This window comes from Pseudoalteromonas sp. G5_S1_14_S5 (genome assembly GCF_054968605.1).
Genome location: NZ_JBQKUM010000072.1, coordinates 1 through 24,787, shown reverse-complemented (window position 1 = coordinate 24,787; position 24,787 = coordinate 1). Strand labels below are relative to the sequence as shown.

At 44.5% G+C, this 24,787-nt stretch carries 22 protein-coding genes and 1 pseudogene; 9 read left to right on the top strand and 14 right to left on the bottom strand.

Annotation, left to right across the window (positions count from 1 at the left end):
* Positions 1-304: 304 nt before the first annotated feature.
* Positions 305-568, top strand: a complete 264-nt coding sequence (locus tag ACTRWI_RS18065; RefSeq protein ID WP_499133182.1) for a putative hemolysin — start codon at positions 305-307, stop codon at positions 566-568.
* Positions 569-800: 232 nt separating this feature from the next.
* Entirely contained in the window at positions 801-1,442 is a 642-nt protein-coding gene (locus ACTRWI_RS18060; protein ID WP_499133181.1) for a hypothetical protein, read from the top strand.
* 4 nt (positions 1,443-1,446) lie between these two features.
* Here the strand turns inward: ACTRWI_RS18060 and ACTRWI_RS18055 are convergent, their stop codons facing one another.
* On the bottom strand, positions 1,447-2,325 hold the full coding sequence (locus ACTRWI_RS18055) for a YdcF family protein (protein WP_499133180.1): 879 nt from the start codon (positions 2,323-2,325) through the stop codon (positions 1,447-1,449).
* Positions 2,326-2,630: 305 nt separating this feature from the next.
* Between ACTRWI_RS18055 and ACTRWI_RS18050 the strand changes: the two genes are divergently transcribed.
* The 4 genes from ACTRWI_RS18050 to ACTRWI_RS18035 all read left to right on the top strand — a co-directional run bounded on the left by ACTRWI_RS18050 (position 2,631) and on the right by ACTRWI_RS18035 (position 6,905).
* Entirely contained in the window at positions 2,631-4,001 is a 1,371-nt protein-coding gene (locus tag ACTRWI_RS18050; RefSeq protein ID WP_499133179.1) for an L-serine ammonia-lyase, read from the top strand.
* A gap of 580 nt (positions 4,002-4,581) precedes the next feature.
* Positions 4,582-5,394: an MFS transporter gene (locus tag ACTRWI_RS18045; RefSeq protein ID WP_499133178.1), complete on the top strand. Its 813-nt coding sequence runs from the start codon at positions 4,582-4,584 to the stop codon at positions 5,392-5,394.
* Between the two features lie 3 nt (positions 5,395-5,397).
* Positions 5,398-5,922, top strand: a complete 525-nt coding sequence (locus ACTRWI_RS18040; protein ID WP_499133177.1) for an MFS transporter — start codon at positions 5,398-5,400, stop codon at positions 5,920-5,922.
* A gap of 200 nt (positions 5,923-6,122) precedes the next feature.
* Positions 6,123-6,905, top strand: a complete 783-nt coding sequence (locus tag ACTRWI_RS18035) for a siderophore-interacting protein (RefSeq protein ID WP_499133176.1) — start codon at positions 6,123-6,125, stop codon at positions 6,903-6,905.
* Positions 6,906-7,016: 111 nt separating this feature from the next.
* On the opposite strand, the gene gntR is transcribed toward ACTRWI_RS18035, so the two are convergent.
* From gntR to ACTRWI_RS17970, 13 genes and pseudogenes are all read right to left on the bottom strand, one after another.
* Positions 7,017-8,018, bottom strand: coding sequence for a gluconate operon transcriptional repressor GntR (gene gntR, locus ACTRWI_RS18030; protein WP_499133175.1), 1,002 nt, complete (start codon positions 8,016-8,018; stop codon positions 7,017-7,019).
* 140 nt (positions 8,019-8,158) lie between these two features.
* Positions 8,159-9,667 carry an NADP-dependent phosphogluconate dehydrogenase gene (gene gnd / locus ACTRWI_RS18025; RefSeq protein ID WP_499133174.1) on the bottom strand — a complete coding sequence of 503 codons (1,509 nt, stop codon included), beginning with the start codon at positions 9,665-9,667 and terminating at the stop codon, positions 8,159-8,161.
* Between the two features lie 3 nt (positions 9,668-9,670).
* Positions 9,671-10,168 (bottom strand): gluconokinase, encoded by a 498-nt coding sequence (locus ACTRWI_RS18020; RefSeq protein WP_499133173.1) that lies wholly within the window; start codon positions 10,166-10,168, stop codon positions 9,671-9,673.
* A gap of 118 nt (positions 10,169-10,286) precedes the next feature.
* The gene (locus ACTRWI_RS18015; protein WP_499133172.1) at positions 10,287-10,814 is read right to left on the bottom strand and encodes a TRAP transporter large permease subunit; all 528 of its coding nucleotides are present in this window, start codon (positions 10,812-10,814) and stop codon (positions 10,287-10,289) included.
* On the bottom strand, positions 10,789-11,610 hold the full coding sequence (locus ACTRWI_RS18010) for a TRAP transporter large permease subunit (RefSeq protein WP_499133171.1): 822 nt from the start codon (positions 11,608-11,610) through the stop codon (positions 10,789-10,791). The genes ACTRWI_RS18015 and ACTRWI_RS18010 overlap by 26 nt, the downstream gene beginning before the upstream one ends.
* On the bottom strand, positions 11,603-12,160 hold the full coding sequence (locus ACTRWI_RS18005) for a TRAP transporter small permease subunit (protein ID WP_499133170.1): 558 nt from the start codon (positions 12,158-12,160) through the stop codon (positions 11,603-11,605). Before ACTRWI_RS18005 ends, ACTRWI_RS18010 begins: the two co-directional genes overlap by 8 nt.
* A gap of 65 nt (positions 12,161-12,225) precedes the next feature.
* A complete protein-coding gene (locus ACTRWI_RS18000; RefSeq protein ID WP_499133169.1) occupies positions 12,226-13,242 on the bottom strand; it encodes a TRAP transporter substrate-binding protein in 1,017 nt (338 codons plus the stop codon).
* Positions 13,243-13,442: 200 nt separating this feature from the next.
* Complete coding sequence (locus tag ACTRWI_RS17995; RefSeq protein WP_499133168.1) at positions 13,443-14,345, bottom strand: EamA family transporter; 903 nt, start codon at positions 14,343-14,345, stop codon at positions 13,443-13,445.
* A 157-nt stretch (positions 14,346-14,502) separates the two neighbouring features.
* On the bottom strand, positions 14,503-15,207 hold the full coding sequence (gene phnR / locus ACTRWI_RS17990) for a phosphonate utilization transcriptional regulator PhnR (RefSeq protein WP_499133167.1): 705 nt from the start codon (positions 15,205-15,207) through the stop codon (positions 14,503-14,505).
* Positions 15,208-15,275: 68 nt separating this feature from the next.
* A complete protein-coding gene (locus tag ACTRWI_RS17985) occupies positions 15,276-16,985 on the bottom strand; it encodes a putative 2-aminoethylphosphonate ABC transporter permease subunit (protein ID WP_499133166.1) in 1,710 nt (569 codons plus the stop codon).
* Between the two features lie 21 nt (positions 16,986-17,006).
* Positions 17,007-18,116 carry a putative 2-aminoethylphosphonate ABC transporter ATP-binding protein gene (locus tag ACTRWI_RS17980; RefSeq protein WP_499133165.1) on the bottom strand — a complete coding sequence of 370 codons (1,110 nt, stop codon included), beginning with the start codon at positions 18,114-18,116 and terminating at the stop codon, positions 17,007-17,009.
* A gap of 206 nt (positions 18,117-18,322) precedes the next feature.
* A pseudogene (locus tag ACTRWI_RS17975) lies at positions 18,323-19,744 on the bottom strand (FAD-dependent oxidoreductase).
* Between the two features lie 120 nt (positions 19,745-19,864).
* On the bottom strand, positions 19,865-20,872 hold the full coding sequence (locus tag ACTRWI_RS17970; protein WP_499133164.1) for a putative 2-aminoethylphosphonate ABC transporter substrate-binding protein: 1,008 nt from the start codon (positions 20,870-20,872) through the stop codon (positions 19,865-19,867).
* A 326-nt stretch (positions 20,873-21,198) separates the two neighbouring features.
* Here ACTRWI_RS17970 and phnW point away from each other — a divergent pair, with 326 nt between their 5' ends.
* The 3 genes from phnW (at position 21,199) to phnX (ending at position 24,640) form a co-directional block, all read left to right on the top strand.
* Entirely contained in the window at positions 21,199-22,302 is a 1,104-nt protein-coding gene (gene phnW / locus ACTRWI_RS17965) for a 2-aminoethylphosphonate--pyruvate transaminase (RefSeq protein WP_499133163.1), read from the top strand.
* A complete protein-coding gene (locus ACTRWI_RS17960; protein ID WP_499133162.1) occupies positions 22,302-23,741 on the top strand; it encodes an aspartate aminotransferase family protein in 1,440 nt (479 codons plus the stop codon). The genes phnW and ACTRWI_RS17960 overlap by 1 nt, the downstream gene beginning before the upstream one ends.
* Positions 23,742-23,821: 80 nt before the next feature.
* Entirely contained in the window at positions 23,822-24,640 is an 819-nt protein-coding gene (phnX, locus tag ACTRWI_RS17955; RefSeq protein WP_499133161.1) for a phosphonoacetaldehyde hydrolase, read from the top strand.
* Positions 24,641-24,787: the final 147 nt, after the last annotated feature.

Sequence of the window (24,787 nt, the reverse complement as noted above, 5' to 3'; positions counted from 1 at the left end):
CATAGCCGTTCACATCAACACACCTTCTAACTTTGTACCTCATAACCGACAAAGTAAGAAAACATCACATTGCTTCTTAAAAGCCTTAACTCAACAATGATACCCTTCTATAACCCGACTAGCTTAGCTTGATCCAGCCCTCAAAAAGCAGCTAAACATGGCGAAATATCAACCTATTTAATATCTTGACCAAATTAGAACAACCTTTTCTGAAATCTAAAATATACTCATTTGATAGAGCTTCTAATTGGGTTCTGTAGAACGTAACGTATTCAACTATAGAGTTATCACTTGGGAGATAAACATGAAGAAAATTGGTTTGATGGCTGTATATGCCATTGTATTAGGTGGTTGTGCAAACGACTATGCTGAGTATAGCGAAGGCCAACGTGTTTCAATCGCCAATCCAGCGGCCGTTTATTGTGTTCAACAGGATGGCGAATTAGACACGGTTACTGAAAACAATCAACGCACCACTTATTGTGTTTTTGAAGACGGTGAACGTATTGAGCAATGGGATTATTATAGAAATAATCATGAGCAAGAGCCAGAAGCTAGAAGTAAATAACGCTCCACTCTGATACCGACTAATCCCTCCCCCATTTTAATTCAATCAATTACGTAAACTGGCTGCCAATTGGCAGCGGTTTACCGTATGCACACATTAATTGCACGCTGTTTTATTACTAACACTTCTCTGACATTGTCAAATTCCAAGCGGATAGAATTTCAGCCTGTTACCAATATTTACAGATTGAATTGAAATGAAAAACCATTCTAAAACGAAAGAGCAAACTCACATGTCTTTTGAACTCCCTGAGTTCCCCCTTTCTCAATCGACCTATCAAGTGATCTATAAGCGTTGTCAAACCGCTCTAGTCGCTCTTGCTATTGGTATTATTGCTAATTTAGCGCTCAGAATTGATTTTGTTTTGTTAAACGGAAATGTTGGTGAGATATCAGTGACAGAAATGTTGCAGCAGCTGCTACTTATCGTAAGTTCAGGTTCTTTTACTTACCTAGCGAGAAAGAGAAGTGAAGTGAAACACGCAGCGGTTCTCATTAGCGCCTTTTTCGCTGTAATGTTCATCCGTGAAATGGATTTTTGGTTTGATAAGATCGCACACGGCGCCTGGGTTATTCCTGCTGCGCTAGTTACTGGCAGCGCTGTTGTTTATGCAGTAAAAAACGGCAAGCGTACTATCGATCAACTTGCCCTTATTTTGGCTTCTCCGCACATGAACCTGTTAGTGACAGGCGTAATGCTACTGCTAGTATTCTCCCGCCTATTCGGTATGGGTAGCTTTTGGCACAATGTAATGGGCGATGATTACGTTCGCGCCGTTAAAAACATCGCAGAAGAAGGCACAGAACTACTCGCCTACTGCTTAATTGCGTTTGCTAGCCTAAAAACAGTTCTTGGCATCACCAGAAAAAGATAACGATTTATCGCCACCAGCGATGCGTATGATCCGATTCAGGGTCTAATAATCGATTCAGAAAAGTTAGGTTGGTATCTAGTAACGCTAGGTACTGCCTGACGTTTTTTATATCCGTACATACTAGAGTGCCTCGAATACAGCCTTCCAATACAGGCAGCAGACTTTCCACAATACTAAACTGAGGTAAACTTCCTACTGAGCCTTTTGCTTTCTCTAAGGCCTCCAAAGAAAGCCTTTCGGGCTCCGCCCTCACCACCTTCAAATCTCGCTTAAACGCCCCTACACATACTCCTTCGAGATACACTCGGTACGTTGTAAGCGCGTCCATCAATAAAAACAGCTTACCTTGAGCCGTTTGGTGTGGATATGGAGCTGCAACATGAGCATCCAACTTTCGGTCTATCTGCAGCTCAACACCAAGCGCTGAGCATTTCTCGATGAGAACTTTTAGTAGCCCTTGCTCGTCCATCAGTTGTTGAATTTCGAAGATGCGTTGCAAGTGATAGTCGTTCGACACAAACATTACCTTTACACTTTGCCCGCGCGTAAACAGCCTACTTTTGATCATCTCAGCAGCTAAGTTTTGGATGTTTTCTACAGTATTCGTTGAAAGCTGCTCCAGTAAAATTGCCCCCAAGGTAAACGGGGCTTCACGAAGGCTTTCAAGCTCACGAAAATATCGGTGCATAGCATCGGCTTCCGAAACACTCTGCCCTTTGGTTACCCCACCACAAAAAGCGACCGCTGTAGACGAGTGTGAGTCTAGATTCAAAGACTCCGCTAGGTACTTCACCAAAGCATCAACTCGACTGATTCCTTCCTCAGTTAATTCATTCTCATTGAGCCGTTTACCCAGCACAATAATGAGGTTATCGATGCTCATTTTATGTTCAAGTCTCGTTTTAGGGGGTAGATGGAGTGAATTATGTATACAATTCTTGTTAACAAAAGTATTTTGAAATTCTTATAAGTTACTCGCAATAATACTCACTATTGCAGAGCGATATAAAAGTAACTCGAGAATCAAAGTGCAGCTTCAAAGCAAAATATCACGCTCTTGGGTTTCTCACGACTTCGTTGGTTAACGATAGTTTTAAACAGAGAACGCTTTCACACAAATAAGTGAAACGAACAAATACAAATTTTACACAGAGTTCGTCCATCGAACCGTCTTCACAGGAAGTTACTATGCTGTCTATTTTTGATATTTATAAAATCGGGGTTGGGCCTTCCAGCTCCCACACAAATGGACCAATGATCGCAGGGTTTAATTTTACCCAAAAGATTGAATCTGTACTTAACCAAGTTACCCGTATTCAAATCGATTTATACGGCTCACTCTCATTAACAGGTATCGGCCACCACACTGACCGCGCAACCCTGTTAGGTCTGCTTGGCAACCGCCCAGATACCATCAAAATAACTAGTGCTAACCTAGCAATGCGTAAAGCGATTGAAGACAAGTCTCTTATGGTGAGCGGTCACCATGAGATTCACTTCGATGTTGAAAGCGACTTACTGTTCCACAAAACCAATCTGCCGCTCCATGAAAACGGTATGACAATCTCTGCGTTTGATGCTAGCGGTAAACTTTTGGATATGGAGACCTACTACTCCATTGGTGGCGGTTTCATCGCAACGGCAGACGAGCTGCAAAACGGCAAACAAGAGTCTGAAACCCTAGTTGAGTTTCCTTTCTCATCAGCTGACCAACTCCTTGAGCTGGCTGATAAAAACGGAATGAGCCTTGGCGGCTTAATCCTGCGCAACGAAGTATCCTTTCAAAATATGGAAGCCATTGACCAAAAAGCAGACCAGATTTGGAAGGTGATGTCACTGTGCATGCAGCGTGGCTTTGACACTGAAGGTATCCTTGATGGTGGCCTTGAAGTAACGCGTCGAGCACCCGCTCTTTTGAAAAAACTAGAAGCGAATGCCTCCATCGAAAACGATCCTATGGAGATCATGGATTGGATTAACCTATTTGCCTTTGCCGTGAGTGAAGAGAACGCGGCAGGTGGCCAAGTAGTAACATCGCCAACCAACGGTGCGGCTGGCGTTATCCCTGCTGTTTTAATGTACTACCATCGCTTTATCAAAGAGCTTGATACCAAGCAGATCAAAGACTTCTTAGCGGTATCTGGCGCTATCGGTATTCTATATAAAACCAATGCGTCTATTTCGGGTGCTGAAGTAGGTTGCCAAGGCGAAGTCGGTGTATCTTCTTCAATGGCAGCTGCTGGTTTAACGGCCCTTCGTGGTGGTAGTAACGAGCAAATTTGTATTGCTGCTGAGATCGCGATGGAGCACTCACTGGGTATGACCTGTGACCCAATTGGCGGCCTGGTTCAAGTACCATGTATTGAGCGTAATGCGATGGGCGCAATGAAGGCGATCAACGCATCACGTATGGCACTAAAACGCACGAGTAAATGTCTTATCTCGTTAGACAAAGTTATCGAGACCATGTACCAAACGGGTAAAGACATGAACAAGAAGTACCGTGAAACGTCTTTAGGTGGCTTGGCGGTCATTCATATGGCACCGCCGTGTGAATAAATGAGACACCTTAGAATGAAATGCATCAACAGTTGAAACGCGCTCAAGCAAATTGTTGAAAAATAGCCTTCATTCAGACTGCATTATTGTAAACTTAGCTTTCAATATCAAAACAAAGCCAGCCGTCAAGCTGGCTTTTTTTATTGGCTAAAGCCCAGCTGCCAATTTCAAGTGATACTCACTTAAAAAAATTACCGAATGACTTCCTCTTAATTTCCCTTTAATAGTTCACTACTTAGCCATAAATAAATATCATTAAATTTCATACAGGAATGCATCCTCTGGCAAAAACTAATATTGCAAATTTCATTCATGATAAATATGAATGCACTCATAAGAAAAGATATATCGAGCAAAGTCCCGTTTGGGATGGATGCTTCAGTTTATGTATTACTACGAATGGTAGTATAATTGGGCAATTACACTACATATCACCACCAATGTGAGAATAAAATAATGCGGAATAGATTAAAAAAATCAATGATGTTCTGCCAAATGATGTTTGGACTTTCGTTCTATGGCGTCATGGTGATCTTGACTCGTTTCTTCTGAGGACCTTAACTACAACGAAGCTGACACCATGATGGTAGTTGGTGCTTTCTCTGCAATCGGGCCACTGTTTGCTATCGCAGGTGGTTTCATCGCCGACAAATTCTTAGGTGCTTACCGCTCTTTGACCATTGCCCTCCTTGGGTTCGCGAGTGGTTATGTTTTACTGGTACTAGGCGCAGCAGCAACCAATGTTCCTGTGGCGTTATGTGGTATTACGCTAGCAAGTTATGCACGTGGTTTGATGTCTCCTTCTTACCCAAGTCTCTACAAACGCACGTTCAAAACACAAGAAGATTTTGAAAACTGCTACCCTATCAACTACTCAGTAAACAACATTGGTGCGCTTTTAGGTCAGTACTTATTCCCTATGCTAGTGCTTATTGTTGGCTTCCACGGCGGCTTCCTTCTGTCTGCTGTTCTAGCAGGCGCAGCACTACTGATGATGTTATTTGTCCGTAAAGGCCTTGTTGAAGCAAGTGCTGAGATCGACCAGCAACCAGTAAGCACTAAAAACTGGGCTGCTTTCCTTGGCCTATCAGCAGCAATGATCGGCTTGGTATTTTTCATGTTCTCTAACATGGATATCGGCCAAAACATCGTTTACGCGATCGGCGCTGCGGCCATTATCTACTTTGTCTCTTTGATGGTTAAATCGAAGAAATCACACATGTTAAAAATGGGCACGATCTTAATCATCACATTCCTGACTACATGCTTCTTCGTGTACTACGGCCAAATGATGACATCGATGACAATGGTAGCGATCAACACCATGCGTGGTGACCTATTCGGCTTCATCCCTGTTGCTCCAGAAGCGTCAATGGCAATGAACCCACTATGATGTATGGTCGCAGGTCCTATCATCGCCGGTATCTTCTCTGGCCTAGAAAAGAAAAACATCAACTTCTCTACAGCAACGAAAGTAGGTTTCTCTTTCATCCTGACGGCTATCGCTTTTGGTATCCTGACCATGGCAGTGACTACCGTTGGTGAAGACGTTCTGATTCGCCCTGAAATATTCCTAGCCATCCACTTCTTCCTAGCATTCGGTGAAGTGATTGTGGGTTCTATGGTAGTGGCATTCATCCTATCTGTGGCACCTAAGCACATCGAAAACTTCTCTGTTAGTTTATTCTCTGTAGCAATCGCACTATCAGGTATCGTTGGCGCAGTATTTTCAACGTCAATTGCTCTAGAGAAAGGCCAAGAGATCGTTCAAACGGTTTACGGCGACTACTTCCAAATGCTGACTGTTCTTGCGGTAGTAATGGTAGGTATTGCGATGGCTGCATCTTTCATTATTCGTAAGATGCTAGAAGCAGCAAAAGCCGCTGATGAAACCACTCAACTAGAAGAAGCAAACAGCTAATCACGCTGTTATTCAGCAAGCTATTTATCAAGCCCTTTAGTTTACTAAAGGGCTTTTTTGTTGATAAAAGTTAGCGATATAAGCAAACCACTCTTAACTAAATTGTCCTTGTGTAAATTACAGTAAATGATAATTATTAGTATTGAGTGTTTTCTGGTTCGAGATTATTATGTGGGCATCAAAATCTAAGAGAGCCTTATATGAGCAAGCCTAGCACTATCATATTAACCGTTACTCAAACCTCAATCATTACTCCAAACATGCAGCGTATTACGTTTAGCGGTGAGGGATTAAGTAAGTTCCCAGCTGAATGTGTAGGTGGCTACATCAAGCTTCTATTCTCGCCACTAGGCACCACTGACTTGAGTCAATTAGATGAAGGTGAGCGTCCAATCATGCGCACCTACACGATTCGCCACTACAACCCTGTAGAGAAGTTCATCGAGGTCGATTTCGTTCGACATATCACTAAAGATCTACAATGTGGCTTTGCTGCAAGATGGGCAATGAGCACGCAAGTTGGCGATACTATTTCAGTGGCAGGTCCGGGGTTAATCCAGGGGTTAAATATTGAGTCGGATTGGTTCTTCTTAGTGGCAGATATGACTTCACTCCCTGCGCTTTCAGCAAAAGTAAAAACACTTCCAGAAAACGCAAAAGGTCACGCTGTTATTCAGATCAATTCAGCAGCAGACAAGCAAGAACTTGAAGCCCCTGAAGGCATTAAAGTCACTTGGTTAATTGAAGATCAAACGTCAGAAACGTTGTCACAAACAGTCCGCAGCTTAACGTGGTTGGACGGTCAGGTTTCAGTATGGACAGCGTGTGAATTTGAAAGCATGCGCGAACTCAGACAGTACTTCAGAAACGAAAAAGAAGTCGCAAAAGAAAACATCTACATTAGTAGCTACTGGAAACGTGGCGTCAGTGAGGATGGGCATAAAGTTATCAAACAGCAAGATGCTCAAGCACTAGCGGATTAGGCCATCACCAAAATAGCCCGCCTCAAGACCAAATAAAAAACGCCCTTAACGATAAATTCATCATTAATGGCGTTTTTAATTTCTAATGAAGACTGAAATAGAGCGTTATGATTAGATGCTTTCGCCTAATTCAATCTCGTAACCTAGATCAAGCTTAACAACCCACTCTTTATTGCCTTTTAAACGCGCTACAACTTGTTCTGCGGCGACTTTACCAATTTGCTCCCTAGGTGTGACCACAGTGGCTAAACGAGGTGTCATCGCTACTGTAATGTCGTGTCCGTGGAAACCTGCAATCGCCATCTGCTCAGGCACTTGAATACCACGTCGCATACATTCATAGAAAGCACCAATTGCCAAATCATCGTTGGTACAGAAAATGCCATTGACCTGCGGGTGCTTCTCTATCAAGTCTCCTATGAGCTTTGCACCTAAAGTAAAAGAAGATGCATCCTCAGTTTGCAATGTGACAGGGTCTTTACCAGCCTCTTGCATAGCATGTTCATAACCCGCCATTTTCAAGCGAGTACGTTCATCCATACGAGCCGCCAAATAAGCAATATTGGTACACCCTCTTTCTAGCATTGTCTTTGTCATCGCCCTAGCGGCTTCAAAGTTATCAAAGCCAACCGCTTGCTCAATCCGAGGCGATACCGAATCCATAATTTCAATAACAGGAATCGAAGCGGTTCGAAGCATTTTACGTGCTCTCTCCGTGTGCACATTCTCGGAAAGGATAATGGCATCCACATTGTATGAGAGCAGTGAAGCAATACTCTGCTCTTCCAACTCTGCGCTATAACCATAGTGGGCAATCATTGTTTGATAGCCTGCTGGAGCGGTGACTTGCTCAATACCACGGATAACTTCCGCAAAAACTTGGTTAGTTAATGAAGGGACCAACACACCGATAGCATTACTCTTTGCATTGGAAAGAATATCAGGGGCACGGTTTGGGATGTAGCCCAGCTCCTCAACAGCGGCATTGATCTTATCTCGCAGCGCTTCTGATACTTGAGATGAGTCTCGCAGGCAGCGACTAACCGTCATCTTGGTGACGCCAACTAGATTGGCAACATCTTGTAATGTAGGACGTTTTTTCTTGTTCGACATAATTAGTAATTATTATTTTTTGAGTTATGTTACTGGTAACAGTGTATCCAACTGACGTGGAATTTGAAGCCTAATCGATTAAAAGATTGATATAGCATCACAAATACAAACGCCCTCATAGCGAGGGCGTTACATATGATTTAAGCGTTGGCCTTTACTTCCGTTCTTGGAGGCTGACTCCAAGTCAAATGAAACTTTTCCGCTTCATCTCTATCCACTCTAGAGTATGTGTGAGAACCAAAGTAGTCCCGTTGCGCTTGCAGTAAATTCGCTGGTAACACTTCACAGCGTAAAGAGTCAAAGTAGCTCAATGCAGAGCTAATTCCTGGCATCGGCACTCCATATAGAGCAGAGTTAGCAACCGCAATACGCCAAGCTAGTTCACGCTCTTCAACCTGTTTGATGAAAGCCGCATCAAACAACAGATTCGCTAACTCTTCATTTTGTTGATACGCCGCAGTGATACTCTGTAAGAAAGCAGCACGGATTATACAACCTGCTCGCCAAATCTTAGCGATCTGAGTGAAATCCAGATTCCAACCTTCTTTGTCAGATGCCGTCTTCAACAGGCCAAAGCCTTGCGCATAAACAGACAGCTTAGCGCAGTAAAGTGCGTCATGTAGAACCGAGATGACCTCTGCTTTATCCAACTGACTTGCATCAGCAATGTTGCCTTTTAACAGCTGGCTGCCTTGGATACGCTGTGATTTTTGACCGCTCATCGCACGTGCATAAACCGCCTGTGCAATCGTTGGTGTTGGGCAACCTTCTTGAAGGCTGTTGACTGCGGTCCAAAGCCCTGTGCCTTTCTGGCCTGCTTTATCAAGTACAACCTCCACAAATGGCTTACCAGTGACTACATCTTCTTGTTGAAGGATGTCAGCACTGATCTCCATCAGGTAGCTGTTAAGTACGCCATTGTTCCACTGTTCGAAAACTTGACCAATCTCTTGAGCCGACATTTTAAGAACATCACGCATGAAATGGTACACCTCACAAATAAGCTGCATATCGGCGTATTCAATGCCGTTGTGAACCATCTTAACGTAGTGGCCTGTACCTGAAGGACCGACATAAGCAGCACATGCTTCGCCTGCTTCAAATTGAGCAACGGGCAAACCGTTCGCATCTACTTTTGCAGCAATCGCTTCCCACATTGGTTTTACATATTGCCAAGCCGACTGATCACCACTTGCCATCAATGCAGGACCGACACGAGCTCCTTCTTCACCACCAGAAACAGCAGTACTGAAAAAGCGAAGCTTACCCTTGTAGTTCAACTCGCGAGTCTCGGTATCCGTCCACAGGCTGTTACCCGTATCGATAACAATATCGTCACTCTCCAAACCCGCATCCAACAGGTTATTTACGACGATATCAACCGGCTTTCCTGCAGGAACCGACAATGCAATAACTCTTGGTTTAGCTAATCCTTGCAATACATGTTCGAGGCTAGTGCCTTTGGTGAACTCTCCTTTTCCTTTAAAGGATTCGTTGAGCAATTTAGCTTCAGAATTCGCGCGTTCAATGTTGTCAGAATTAAGGTCGAAGCCTGCAACATTAAATCCATTATCAAGCAGGTTAAGCGCTAGGCTCTTGCCCATGACACCTAAGCCAATCATCGCAATATCATTTTTTATCTGAGTCATGGGTTAGCCTATTTGTTTAATTTTCTTCAGTGCACTTTCGACGACCTGTTCAACATCTTGTGAGATATCGACAAACAATGCTTCATCAAGCTCTGGCTCAACCAAGGTTGCGAATTGGCTCTTCAACATTTCTTGACCGTTAAAGTAATGGTTTTCACGTGCTTTGTGACGATTCCAAATGGTATCGAAACTACCTTGCAGATATACGATGACCAATTCTTCATTATTGCTGCGCAAAATATCGCGGTACTGGGGTTTCAATGCCGAACAAGCGATGACAGCACTTGGTTGCTCAATAAATTGTTTGTTCAGGGTTTCTAGCCATCCTTGACGATCTTCATCTGTCAGTGGGATACCTTGACGCATTTTTTCTACGTTACTTTGTGGATGGAAGTCATCTCCATCGAAAAACTGAAACATTAATGCTTCTGCAATACGGCGACCAATCAGGCTTTTTCCGCATCCAGATACGCCCATCACGAGTATTTTTTTGCTTTTCATAAGGCAAGCCTTCCCTAAGCCCCAACCCAAATGGGGGCTGACAATCGAATCTATTATTTAAACTGGTTTTGCTGAGGCTCGGTTCCTTAACCCTATATTTGGTCAGGAACCTTTCACGTTATTGCCACCAAAGCGCAAGCTGAGGGAAGATAATAACCATGGCCAACACGAATATTTGAAGTCCAATGAACGGCAGTAGTGAAGAGAATATCTCGCCCAAGCTAATGTCTTTTGGCGCTACCGATTTTAAGTAGAATGCCGCTGGACCAAACGGTGGTGACAAGAAAGACACCTGCATATTTAGACAGAACACAACACCAAACCACACAGGGTCGAAACCAAGGCCTGTAATGATTGGAACGAAGATTGGCATGGTAAGAAGTGCTACACCAACCCAGTCAAGGAACATACCAAGCACTAGCAAGATTGCCATCATGATTAACAGCGTAACCATTGCGTTGCCGCCACTTAGCGCAAGGATGGTCTCTTCAAAAAAATCAATACCGCCCATCAAGTTGTAGATACCAACCAGCGCACTCGCGCCGATACCAATCCACATGATCATGCCGCAGGTACGCATGGTTGCGATAGCACTCTCTTTCAGCATGTTGAAGTTCAGCTCACCACGAATTAACGCGCTGATCATAATACCAACCCCCCCCCAATGCTGATGCTTCCGTTACCGAAGCGATACCTGTGTAAATACTACCTAGAACCGTTGCAGCAGAAAGCAGTGGGAAGAACAGCGCTTTGAAGTAACTAGGCTGATTCGCGATATCTTCTTCTGACTCTTCATCACTAGGGATAGGAGCAAGAGAGGGGTTTAACTTACAACGAATTAGTACATAACCGATGTAACAACCTGCGAGGATAAACGCTGGTAAAAACGATGCTTTAAACAAGTCACCAATTGAAACGCTGGCTGTCATACCGTAGATGATCAACACGATACTTGGTGGCAGCATGGTTCCAAGCGCACCACCTGCACAGGTGGTACCAATAGCAAGTTTGCGGTCGTAACCTAAGCGAAGCATTTGAGGTAGAGCAAGAATGCCTAGCAGTACGGTTTCACCACCGATTACACCAGACATCGAAGCAAGTAAAACGGCTACCAATAAGGTTTGTACTGCAACGCCACCACGAACCTTACGACCAACAGATTTCATTGCATCGAACAAGTCACGTGCGATACCAGAACGGTCCAAGAGAGCTGCCATCAATACAAACATTGGTACTGCGAGGAATACATAACCAGAAGCAAAGCTGTAAGTTCGGCTCGCAATCAAAGGTAATGCATCAGGGCCAAACCAACATAGCGTGAAGAAAATGGCAACAAAGCCTGTTACGAAAGCCAGCTGCATACCCGTTAATAGCAAACCGATCATCATAACTAGCATGAGCAAACTGCCCCATGCGATACCAATCGAAGATAAATCAAACATTGTCATTCTTCCTTAGAGCCATCAACTCTTGGATTAGGTGCAATACAAACTGGACAACAAGAACACATAAAACGACAAAAATTAGACCTTTCAGCAAAGCTGGATAAGGAGCGTTTAATACCGAACCTGATGTTTCAAGGCGAAATTCACCCCAAGGTGCAAACCACGCTTCTTGCGCTGTAAAGTAAGCTGCGTAAGCAAGCATGCCAGCAAAAGCTAAACCAACAATGTGGTGAACAAGATTAAGATACTTACGTGTTTGTTTAGAAACCGAATCGTAGATAAGAACAACACGTACATGTTTATCAGCCGCGAAAGCGTAAATGCCACCGATAATGAATAGGGAACCACCAATAAATGAAGCCGTTTCATGTACCCATGTGGTTGGGGCATCAAATGCATAGCGCATCACAACTTCGTAAAATGAAATCAATACAGTGAAGATGAACAACCAGCTAACTAAATTACTGAATTTTATGATAAGACGATCAAGCATATTTCTAGGCTGTTCATCGTTTTCAGCTGGTGCGTGAGGGTTTTTGTCTTTCATGGGCCAAATTTCCTGGGAGAAAACGGGAGAGCAATGCTCTCCCCCATCAATAAGCTAAGTTTGAATTACAGTAAGCCGTTGTCTTCTAGGAACACAGTTACTGAATCATAAACTTTCTGTGCGTTCTCAGAACGCTCTGCAAATACTTTCCATTGACCTTTTGCAATTTCACGGAACTTTTTACGCTCTTCTTGAGACCAGTCATGGATAGTGATTTCTGGGTTCGCTTGTGCTTCTTTAACTGCCGCTTGGTCAGCCATTTTCAGCTGAGTCGTCATGTCGTAAGAGAAGTCACGAACTGATGTTTGCAGGATGGTTTGAAGATCCTCTGGCATCTTGTCCCATTTTTTCTGAGAAACAGAGATATCGATAAGCGGTAGTGAGTGGAAACCAGGTTGAACTGGGTGAGTCGCGATATCGTTCATGCCCGCTTTTTGGTTTGTCGAAAATACTGTGTAGTCAGCAGCATCAATTACGCCCTTGCTTAGGCCAGTAAATACTTCAGAGCCCGGCAGGTTTACAGGGGTCGCACCTGCAGCGGCAAAGACTTGCTGAACTAGGCCTTCTGGCGCACGCAGTTTAAGACCTTTGAGATCATCAACACCGTCGATAGGCTTTTTAGAGATGAAAGACTCAACACCTGTTGTTGATGCACCTACGAATTGAACGCCGTAAGGCTTGTAAAGCTCAGTCATTAGCTCGTTACCACCACCGTAGTTCATGTACTGAAGCAGCTGAGTTGTATCTGACCAAGCACCAACCATGTTACCGATTAGGCCAAAAGCAGGATCTTTACCTGAGAAGTAACCCGTTGCTGTGATATGACCATCTAGGATACCCATCTTAATAGCGCCTAGTGTTTCAGTGTGCTTAACCACAGCACCAACTGGCAGAAGGTCGATGTCGATGCGTCCGTTAGACATCGTTTCTACACGCTCAGCCCACTTCTGCTGAACTTTGAAGTTCAAATCGCCAGAAGGATCTGAAGATTGAATCTTAAGTTTAAAGTCTGCAGCCATTGCTGAAGTAGCAAATAGGCCAGTGAGAGAAGCAGCAATCAGCGTTCTAGTCAGAGCTTTCATTTGAGTATCCTTATGAGTTTCACAGAGTCCGGCTTGTTGTTATATGTTACCGGTAACGTTGAGGTGGATGTTACCGGTAACCTTGCAACCTTGTCTATGAGGAGGATCACATCTTTAACATTAGTAAAACGTTTGCTATCAATAAGGAAAATGTGACCAACAAGTCACATTTTAGGATGATATGAGATATAAAAGTCGCATTAAATCAGTGAAGTAACCAGACCAATAAGAATCAAAACAACGCCTATACCACGAGTCATGTGCCACTTTTCCTTCAAAAAGTAGATCCCCATCACGACACCGAAGATAATGCTTACCTGCCGAAGTGCAACCACCAAGCTGACGTTCTCTGTCATGGTCATTGCAAACAGCACCAATCCATAAGTCGATGCCATCATAATGCCGGCCACCGTGGCCTTCTTGCGTAGTATCCAAGCACTCGTAAATTCGACACTTTGGTTAGTTACCAAAAACCAAATACTCAATGGAATCACTATCGCCCAAAACTGGATGCCTAAATAGAAAATCGCCGTGTGTTTGTTGGTAATAACCTTAGTGCTCAAAGGCTCCAATAACAGCAGCGCTTCTTTATCAATAATGGAATAGCCTGTGGTACCGATAGCGGCGACAAGCGCCCAAAGCACGCCAAGGTTCAGGTAAGCTTTCAACCTCAGCCCTGAGAACTGTTTCAATGGAACAAACAAGCAGCCTAATGTGATCAGTGCAAAACCAACCCATTGATTAACCGAAAGATCATAGCCAATCAATACGGTACCCAAACCAACCATCAACACAGGCAATGCTCGAGCCATTGGATAAATAACACCAATATCCGCTTGTTTATAAGCAGCACCCAATCCAATTAGATAAATGATTTGGCATATCCCACTGAGCAATACCAATTGCCAAAATGGAAGTGAGATATTTGAAAATCCAACATTATCGACATACCAGATAAGATAAGGCGTCAATATCGCTGCAGCCGCAAACCCAGACGCCAAGAAAAACGATGAACCAGTTCCTTGGTTAGATTTACCGAGAACATTCCAGCCCGCATGTAGTAAAGCGGAGATAATGACGATAACAATGGCAGAGAATTCCATTTCTTTCCTAATAAAATTGGTAAATAGATAAATAAAAGCAACAGCTTAATTGAAGTAATAAAAAGGTCTCTGGATGAGAGACCTTAAATCATTGAAACCGGACGCCCCTACAGAATTAGAGGGAGCTCGTTACACAACTAGCACTACGTGGGAGTTATTAGCGCTCGAGTTGAGCTATCGATTCAATGCTGATTGCATCGTGGCGCCAATACTCAATGTCACAATCAATCAAGTCGCCGTTTTGGTTGTAGTTAATACGCTCTACCACCATAGCCGGAGAACCTGAAGTCGCACGGAGAGCTTGTGCTGTTTCGCCCAATAGCGACGTTGTGCTAACTCGATAACGGATCTTCTGATACACCACACCAAAATGCTCACGGTAAATGTCCGTCAGTGATTTCGATAAATCATGTTCAAGCAAGTTAGGAAAAAACTCTGGTCGGATATAGTTTGTCACATACACAACTGGCCTATCTTCAAGATAACGAACTCTATCTACGCGATAAACGTCTGAGAAAGGAGGCAGTTCAAGGAGCTTAGTCGCCTCCTTAGTGGCTAACATCCCTTTGGCTGCGATCAGCTCAGTTTTCGGCTGTCGATTCTGCGACAACGCCATATTAGTGAAATTTAGCGTTTGAGTTGGGTCGTAGCGAAGTGGCGCTGGTGAGATAAACCAACCACGTCGATCTTCTCGATAAATGCGTCCTTCCGCTTCAAGTGAAGATAATGCTTCACGCAGCGTCACTCTCGTCGTATCAAACGACTCAGCAAGCTTACGTTCTGCAGGCAGTTTTTGTCGTGGTGTTAACAACCCTGACTCAATCTGCTCCACGATGACATCTTTGATTTTTACGTACTGCACTTAATTTCCTTTCATTCTTATTCTTGTCGTCAGCCACTCCTTGGCCAACTGCAATTTAAAATGGTTCGCTAGCGCTTTCGCCAAGCTTGAGTGCGCTTCTCAAATAACTTGTTGATCAGCATATGAGTCAACTTCGCGCTCGCCGCGGATATCATGATCATTACCGCCATGGCTGCTGCTGCACCGGTTTGCCCTGCATCGTCCATATTCAGTACTGAAACTGACGCAGGTATCGTATCGGTAGAATATAAGAATACTACCGCAGATGTAGTGGTAAGTGCATTAATAAACAGGTATGTCGCAATATCTAAAATCGCAGGCAGGCAAACAGGTACCGTTACTTTAAAGAACAATTTGTACTGAGGAAGATTTACCGAGGCCGCCGTTGCTTCAATTTCCGCAGGAAGCTGCTTTAACGCAGTTAACGCCGTCATGTGACCTACCGTGTAGTAGTGAACCACAGTGTTTATCACCAAGAACGCCATAGTGCCGTACAAGACGTTAAGTGGATTACTCAAGTCATTGAAGTAAAAGATGTAGCCCAAACCCAGTACCATCCCCGGAACCGCCATAGGTACAACGCTGAGCATCTGCATGGCCTGACGAACAGGACCAAACGCTCTACCCTTCTCAATACAGTACGCGCCTAAGAAAATCAGGATGGTACCGATTATCGCAGTCCATGCACCTAACGTTAATGAGTTGAAGAATGGAGTCCAACCATAGGTGCTCATTTCTGCAAAGTTATAGTTATTCAGTGTAAGGGCTTTGTTCCAAGGCCAAAAAGTGACCATGGAGCCGTATACCGCCATACCGAGAACAATAACCACAGCCGCGGATATCACTGCGCAGTACAGAAAACATGCACCGTCACGCAGGGCGTTCGGCTCTGGCTGGTAGGCGACTGAGCGAGTATCAAACAAACCCTTCTGCTTCTTTTGCACCCAACGATCAACGGTAAAGGCTAACAATGCTGGCAATAGCAGTAAAATACTGGTCACCACACCCATCGAGAAGTTTTGCTGACCAACTACCTGCTTAAAAATATCCGTCGATAGAACGTTGTAGCTGCCACCAATTACCTTCGGCACACCAAAATCACAAACCACCAGCGTAAAGACCACGATAAGCGTACTGATCAGCCCATACTTGGCTGCAGGTAAGGTCACCATGAAGAAGGTTTTGAAAGGTGATGTATTCAGTGCGCGAGCCGCTTCATACAAGCGTGCATCCGAGATTCTTAATGAGGTAGTAAGAATCATTAGAGCGTGTGGAAACGCCCAGAATATCAAACCTAGTGAGATCCCAATTAAGCCATATACCGAGTTGCCACCTAAGACTTCTTTAGCGATGCCTTGGTTACCAAACAGAAAAATCAAACTGATGGCTGGAAGCAGCGAGGGAGCAAGGATAGGTGCAGAGCCCAACACCTGAAATAGCCCCTTAAAAGGCATACACGAGCGAGTCAAGGCATAAGCATAACCAAACGCCAGAACACCAACGACAACCGTTACCAGTATGCCAAGCGTAAATGTGTTACCCACGGATTGCCAAAGGCTTTGCGAAGCGAAATACGTAGCGAAGTTCTGTAAACCTACAAATTCGCCATTCGTATTCTGAACGCTTTTTTTCAGCATCGCCCACAATGGCATCAGGATAAACAGCGTCATGACTACAGACAAAAATGCCAACAGCCCAAATAGAATCACATTGTCCGTGCTTAATCGAGCCAGAAAAGGCTGTACTCGTCGTTGAATTAGCAGCTTAGATTGCACCATTTGAGTCGATTCCATGATTGTTTAAGCTGCCTCGTCTCTCATCACTTGAACACTTTTCGATGGATAAGCTCGTAAGCCTTCTTGATCAAACGCTACGTAACGAATATCACTGCGACGCAGTTTCAATCGATTAAACTCTTTGACTGGCACATCAACGAGGAGCTCTTTTGCCGTAGAGTCATGCTGCAATTGACATTCGACGCGATAAAACGCGCCCAGAAATTCGCTCGAAAGGATTCTTACCGGCAGTGACTCATTAAAACGATCAACGAACTGAATTTGCTCAGGGCGAACTGCAATATCAAATACATCCCCCTGCTTTAGATTCAGATTGTCTAATCCAGGAAGTGGCAACATAGACTCAGCAATACGCATCTTGCCCTGGACCGCCACAGAGGCTTGAATAAAGTTCATGCTACCGACAAACTCCGCAACAAAACGACTCGCTGGTTTTTGGTAGATCTCTTGCGGCGCTCCCACCTGCTCAATAACCCCATGGTTCATTACTACGATGCGGTCGGCCATAGTCAAAGCTTCGTCTTGATCGTGAGTCACCATGATCGTGGTGATGCCCAATTTGCGCTGTAATTGGCAAATCTCATCACGCAGGTGTGTTCTTACTTTCGCATCGAGTGCAGACAACGGCTCATCAAGCAGAAGTAACCCAGGGGACAGTGCTAATGCGCGAGCCAGCGCCACACGCTGCTGTTGGCCACCGGACAATTGATTCGGATACTTTTGACCGGATGTTGGTAAGCCGATGGTTTCTAGCCAAGATTCCACCGTTTCTAGTGCTTCTTTGGTCGACATGCCTTGGTTTTTCAAGCCGATCGCAATGTTTTCTTCCACCGTCAGGTTAGGGAAAAGAGCGTAAGATTGGAACACGATGCCAAAGTCACGCTTTTCTGGTGGTAAAAAGGTCGTGTCGCTGCCATTTTGCTCAATTGAGCCTGAAGTTGGTAAATCTAGACCCGCAATAGCACGTAATAAGGTAGTTTTTCCACAGCCAGACGGGCCAAGGAAACAGACGAACTCGCCTTTTTCAATAGATAAGGAGATGTCTTTAAGCGCTGTAAATTGACCGAATTGCTTTACAACGTTTTCAATATTCAAATAAGTTTGGTTGCTCATACTACAGCACTCTTTAAATGGTATATACCAAATTTAAACTTTGAATATTTCAGTTGAGTGGCAAATTTATAGAAGCTAAATGACAGTTATATTGCAGATATAATAAGCATTTAAGATGTGTGCCCACACAGTATTACAAGCCCTCTGTAGCGATAAAAACTGACATGAGGGCTGAGTCAAGTCTTAGTTTAGATATTAAGATTGACCTATGACTCCACCTTATCGGCCTTGCCTGCTGCACCAGCCAGCTTTGCCAATTGCTTATCTAGCCACCATGGCGCTTTTCCTGAGTCTTCTGCGTTCTCTTTTCTGCGTACTGCATTGCGCACCGTCATAGCCCCTATCCAACGAAATGGCTCTGACGGGAAATGGTCAAGCGGCCCTTTGGTTAGTCCGCAGCAGGTCCAAGCGTTTTCAGTTCCAAGTGCCATAGACGATAAAATCTTTCCGCCCATACGAGTTTGTGCAACACCATTGCCAGAATAACCGAGCCCATAATAGATGTTGTTTTGGCCTGTTATATTACCGAAAAATGGTAATCCTGTGACCGAACGATCTGCCCCCCCCGACCAGTTGTAATCAAATTCATTCTGATCAAGCTTGGGGAAGAGTTTTTGGAAGGATTGATTCAGAATCGGCAGATAGTTTGTCTTTTGGTTAAACATACTTTCAACTTGATTGGCAAACGAGAATTTATTGCCACCTTTACCCAGCATCAATCGCCCATCTTGGGTGTCTCGGTAGTAGTGGACAAAGATACGTGAATCCACCACAGCCGCTCCTTTCTCAGGACCAAATTACTGGAGCTTTTCAGGGATAGGCTTAGTGACGACCATGTCTGACGAAACAACCACAATACTGCGTTTAAACTCTTTAAAGTGTTCGAGCATCCATGCGTTGAGCGCCAAAATCACTTTATCGGCAAATATCGATCCACCCTTGGTTTGGATTCGAGCGGGGTCTCCATAATCAAGCGAAGTCATCTCAGTGTTCTCGTAAATCTCAACACCTAGTTCAATGGCAACTCGACGTAAACCTCTCGCCAATAATGCTGGCTGCACACTACCTGCGGCTTCTGAGTAATAACCCTCAATATGGCGCTCAGATCCCGCTTTATCAGGCAAAGACTCATCACACTTCTTCCAACTATTGATGCCTTGCTTGACCAACTCATTCACAACCGGCTGCATTCCACCTTTTTGTGCTTCATTGGTTGCCGTGTAATAGGTACCGCTGCGATACAAATGCGCGTCTATATTGTGCTCATTACAGAAAGCTTCGATCTCGTAAATGACTTTTTCCGATTCTTTAACTAGCCATTTTGCTTGTTCTTTTCCGTAGAGCTTTTTCAGTGTTGGATACTTGGTCGACCACGTCAGCATACAGCCACCGTTCGCGCCAGAAGCACCACTGCCACACAAGCCTTTTTCTATCACTACAACATGTTTTTGAGGTTGCTGTTGTTTAATTAAAATCGCCGACCATAACCCTGTGTAACCACCGCCAACAATCGCGATGTCGCAGTTAATGTCTTTTTGAAGTGGCTTGGTTGATTCTAACCCTGCGTTGATGCTGCCAAACTCCTTTTCTAGTGCTTGTTTGAACCAATATGAGTAGTGCTTTGTCATTTGTTGTACCTAACTTAAAACCTAAAGGCGTAAAACTAAAAAAGGAAGACCGAAGCCTTCCTTTACTGATTGCTAACTTCTAACGAACTAAATCGTTAATTGACTGAGCAGATCGATAGATTAAGATTTTGGCTCTGATTTAGCGTCGAACTTTTCAGACCATGTTTTCAATACATCTGCACGTTCGCTGCCCATGCGTGCAAAGTCCATTTTTGCCATGTTCTTTTCAACGTTAGGGAAGTTATCAATTGTTGCCGTCACATCTTGGTGACCAACAACCGGGTACATTCCGATATAGAGCTCATTTGCTGCTTTAGAGATAGACCAGTCAACAACGCGCTGCGCCGCATCAGACGGCTTAACGAGACCAACCGCTTCAGATTCCCAACCGATACCCTCAGGTGTAATCACTGATAGCGGTGCACCTTGAGTTTTCAGCTTAGCGCCGCGGCTCGCCATAGAGATACCGATAGCGACTTCTCCCATACCCGCCTGAACACATGGCTTAGAACCAGAGTGCGTGTAGTGAGCGATGTTTTGGTCTAGCTTCTGCATGTAGTTCCAACCTTGGTCTTCACCCATGTTTTGTAGCCAAGCCGAAACCTGCATGTACCCCGTACCAGAAGATGCTGGGTTTGGCATCGCGATGTGACCTTTGTAAATCGGCTTGGTTAGATCTTCCCAAGATTTAGGTGCTGGTAGGTTAAGTTGTTTTGCTACCGCTTCATTGAAACAAACCGCATTGAAAAATGCATCATTGCCATACCAAGCTTGAGTAGATTGCGGATCATTAAGGTTAGCACGTAGCGCTTCTACACCTTGAGGAATGTAAGGCTTAAGAATGCCCTCTTCTTTCAGTAGAGCCATTGAAGAACCTGCAAGGCCCCAAACAACTTCTGCACGAGGGTTGTTTTTCTCAGCCAAGAGTTTTGCCGTCATGATCCCGGTTGAATCACGAACCCACTTAATGCTGATGTCTGGGTTTTCACTTTCAAAAGCATTTTTGTATTTCGCTAAGATGTCGGTTTCAAAAGCGGTGTAAACCGTCACTTCCTGTGCCGCATAAGCGTTACCAGCTAATAGAGTGACTAATGCTGCAAGTGATCCTTTCATAAAACGGTTTTTCATCATTTTCTCCAGTCAGGCCCGATGCCAAAGTTAGAAATTAGAAGTCCCATCAAAAGATGGCTATATCCGTAAATTCATTTATGTTGTTGACACACATTCATATTGGTATGAACCAGATTTTAATTATTAAGCTAACTGGCTTTTATGACGGTTAAATGAACAAACAATGGCAGTTTAAAGATCGGTGAATTTCTCAGGGTAAGGGATTAATTTTAATATGAAGCTTTTGTGAAAATGGTATTTGGACTATTTACGACCGTTTAAATTGGTTGTTAAAGTAACCACATAAACTGATATAGTCCAAATTAAATAGCGAGACGTTGAACATGAGAAACGATTACCTATTACTGACACCGGGCCCACTATCGACGACTGAAACTGTTCGCCAAGCGATGCTTAAAGATTGGTGTACTTGGGATGATGAATACAACAAAGACATCGTTGAAGTGATTCGTAGCAAGCTAGTGAATTTAGCGACAAAACAAACGGGATACACGAGCGTATTAATGCAAGGTAGCGGCACCGCTTCAGTTGAAGCAACAATTGGTAGCGTTATCTCAAAAAATGGAAAACTTCTTGTGGTGGATAACGGTGCGTACGGCGCTCGTATTGCTCAAATCTCAGAATATTTAAACATTCCATGCCATGTCGTTTCTCCTGGTGAAACATCACAGCCGGACTTGAACGAAATGGAAACGGCATTGGCCATGGATTCAGACATCACTCATGTTGCGATTGTGCATTGTGAGACCACAACTGGCATGCTGAATCCAATTGATGACATTGCTAAATTGGCAAAACTGCACAACAAGACTGTCATTCTTGATGCAATGTCGAGCTTTGGTGGCATCCCTATGGATATTGCTGACTTAGGTATCGATTACATGATCAGCTCAGCTAACAAGTGCATCCAAGGTGTACCAGGCTTCGGCTTTGTCATTGCTAAGCAATCGGAACTGGAAAAGTGTCAAGGCCAAGCTCGCTCACTAAGCCTCGACCTGTTTGACCAATGGTACTGCATGGAAATCAATCACGGTAAATGGCGCTTCACCTCCCCGACTCACACGGTGCGTGCTTTCTACCAAGCACTGGTTGAGCTTGAGCAAGAAGGTGGCATCGAAGCTCGTCATAATCGTTACCACACCAACCAAACCACGTTAGTGGCTGGCATGCGCTCTCTTGGTTTTGAGCCTCTGTTAAATGATGACCTTCATTCACCTATCATCACCTCTTTCTATTCTCCAACTCATAGCGATTACCAATTTAAGGAATTCTATGACCGTTTGAAAGAGCAAGGGTTTGTGATTTATCCGGGCAAGGTTTCAAACGCAGACTGCTTCCGTATCGGTAACATTGGTGAAGTTTACCCATCTGATATTGAAGCCCTCATTGATGCTGTTAAGAATGCTATGTACTGGGACATTAAGTAATGACAACAACTAACCAAGAGCCAGCACTAAAGGCGACGCACTTTCGAAGTGAAGGCGATGTGAACACCACACCCGCACGTGAAAAGTGGAATGAATCGCTTAACGATGAGGCAACTCAAGCGATGTTAAAACGCGACTCTGACGTGTTTCTCCATCAAGCGATGTCAACGCCTTGCCTAGACACACTTGAAGCCGCAGAAGGCATTTACATTCAAGATGCGACGGGCAAAAAGTATATGGACTTTCATGGCAATAATGTCCATCAACTAGGTTATGGCCACCCGCACATCATCAATAAAGTGACTCAACAAACGGCCTCATTGCCGTTTTCACCACGTCGCTTTACCAATGAAACAGCCGTGCAATGCGCTGAAAAGCTGACACAGATCTGCGGTGGTGAGTTGAACCGCGTATTGTTTGCACCGGGTGGTACTTCGGTTATCGGCATGGCACTCAAGTTGGCTCGACATGTCACCAACAATTTCAAAGTTGTTTCATTGTGGGAGTCATTCCATGGCGCGTCACTGGATGCAATCTCTGTCGGCGGCGAAGCTTGTTTCCGTGAAGGCATGGGCCCGTTAATGGCTGGCGTAGAGCGCATCCCACCGGCAGTCTCGTATCGTGGTGCTTTCCCCCTTAATGACTCTTTATCGCGTCGCGGGCAAAACTCAGGCGGTGAAAGTGAGACTGCATGTGATGTTCACTACGCCGATTACCTTGAGTACGTGATTAAAAAAGAGGGGGGTATTGGAGCCTTCATTGCAGAAGCTGTGCGTAACACCGATGTTCAGGTACCAAGCAAAGCTTACTGGAAGCGCATCCGGGAGATCTGTGATAAGCACAATGTCATGCTAATCATTGATGATATTCCAAATGGTATGGGTCGTAGCGGCGAGTGGTTTACTCACCAAGCGTTTGATGTCGAACCTGACATCCTATGTATTGGTAAAGGTTTTGGCGGTGGCTTAGTGCCAATTGCCGCCATGGTTACCAAAGATAAATACAACACGGCAGCACAAGTATCGCTTGGGCATTACACCCATGAGAAAAGCCCAATTGGCTGCGCAGCTGCACTGGCAACCATGGAAGTGATTGAGCAAGAGAATTTGCTTGAAAAAGTACAAGCGGACAGTGCATTCATGCGTGAGCAACTACTTAAAATGAAAGAGAAATACCCAGTCATTGGCGACGTTCGCGGCGTCGGACTGCTTTGGGGCGTTGATTTGGTCACCGACCATATCACCAAAACCCGAGCGTTCGATGAAGCAGAAGCCGTACTTTATCAGTGTCTGAACGATGGCCTGAGCTTTAAGGTGTCGCAAGGTAATGTGATTCAGTTAAGCCCACCATTGATTATCAGCCGTAGCGAGCTAGAAGCCGCTCTGGCTCTCTTCGAAAATGCGATAGCAAAAGTCTGTAAAGACTTTGAATACCTTTAAACCAACATTAAATCAATAACCTAAAACATCATTCGTCCCTCCCATACTTTAAAATGGGAGTGGCAAGAAAGGACACCACTATGAGCACAACATCACCTATCCAAGCGGTTATCTTTGACTGGGCCGGTACTATCGTTGATTTTGGATCGTTTGCTCCAACCAGCATCTTCGTTGAAGCATTCAAACAAGGTTTCGACTTTGACATTGACTTAGCAGAAGCTCGTGAACCTATGGGCATCGGCAAATGGGATCACATCCAAGCCGTGGGTCGAATCCCTGCAGTTGATGCGCGTTGGAATGCTCAATTTGGGCGTTCGATGACCAGTGAAGACGTTGATGCAATCTACGCGGCATTCATGCCTTTGCAAAAAGCCAAAGTAGCCGACCATGCAGCACCAATTTTAAACGCGATTGAAGTGGTGAATAACCTAAAAGAGAAAAACGTAAAGATCGGCTCTTGTTCCGGTTACCCACGTGCAGTGATGGATGTTCTAATTCCTGCAGCAGCAGATTACGGTTATCGTCCAGACAACGTGGTTGCAACCGATGATTTACCTCAAGGTGGTCGCCCTGCACCATTCATGGCGCTTAAAAACGTGATTGACCTAGGCGTAACAAACGTTGCGGCCTGCGTAAAAGTGGATGACGCCGCACCAGGTATTGATGAGGGTCACAACGCAGGCATGTGGACGGTAGGCCTTGTGTTATCAGGCAACGAAGCAGGATTAACCTACCAAGAATACTTGAAAGCAGATGAAGCAACGCTTACAGAAGCACGAGAAAAAGCGAGCGTTAAGCTAAACAAATCAAACCCACACTACCTAATCGACACCATCGCCGAGTTACCTGAAGTCATTGCTGATATCGAAAAGCGCTTATTAGCTGGTGAGCGTCCATAAAGACACTCACCTGTCTACTCATACAAGCCTCAGTACAAAACGAAAGCCTCGCATTACCTTTACATAAAGTGATGCGAGGTTTCTTCATTTCCAATATTTGAGACGGCATTTAATTGACAAGAACGCCTGTAAATAGCACTTTGAATA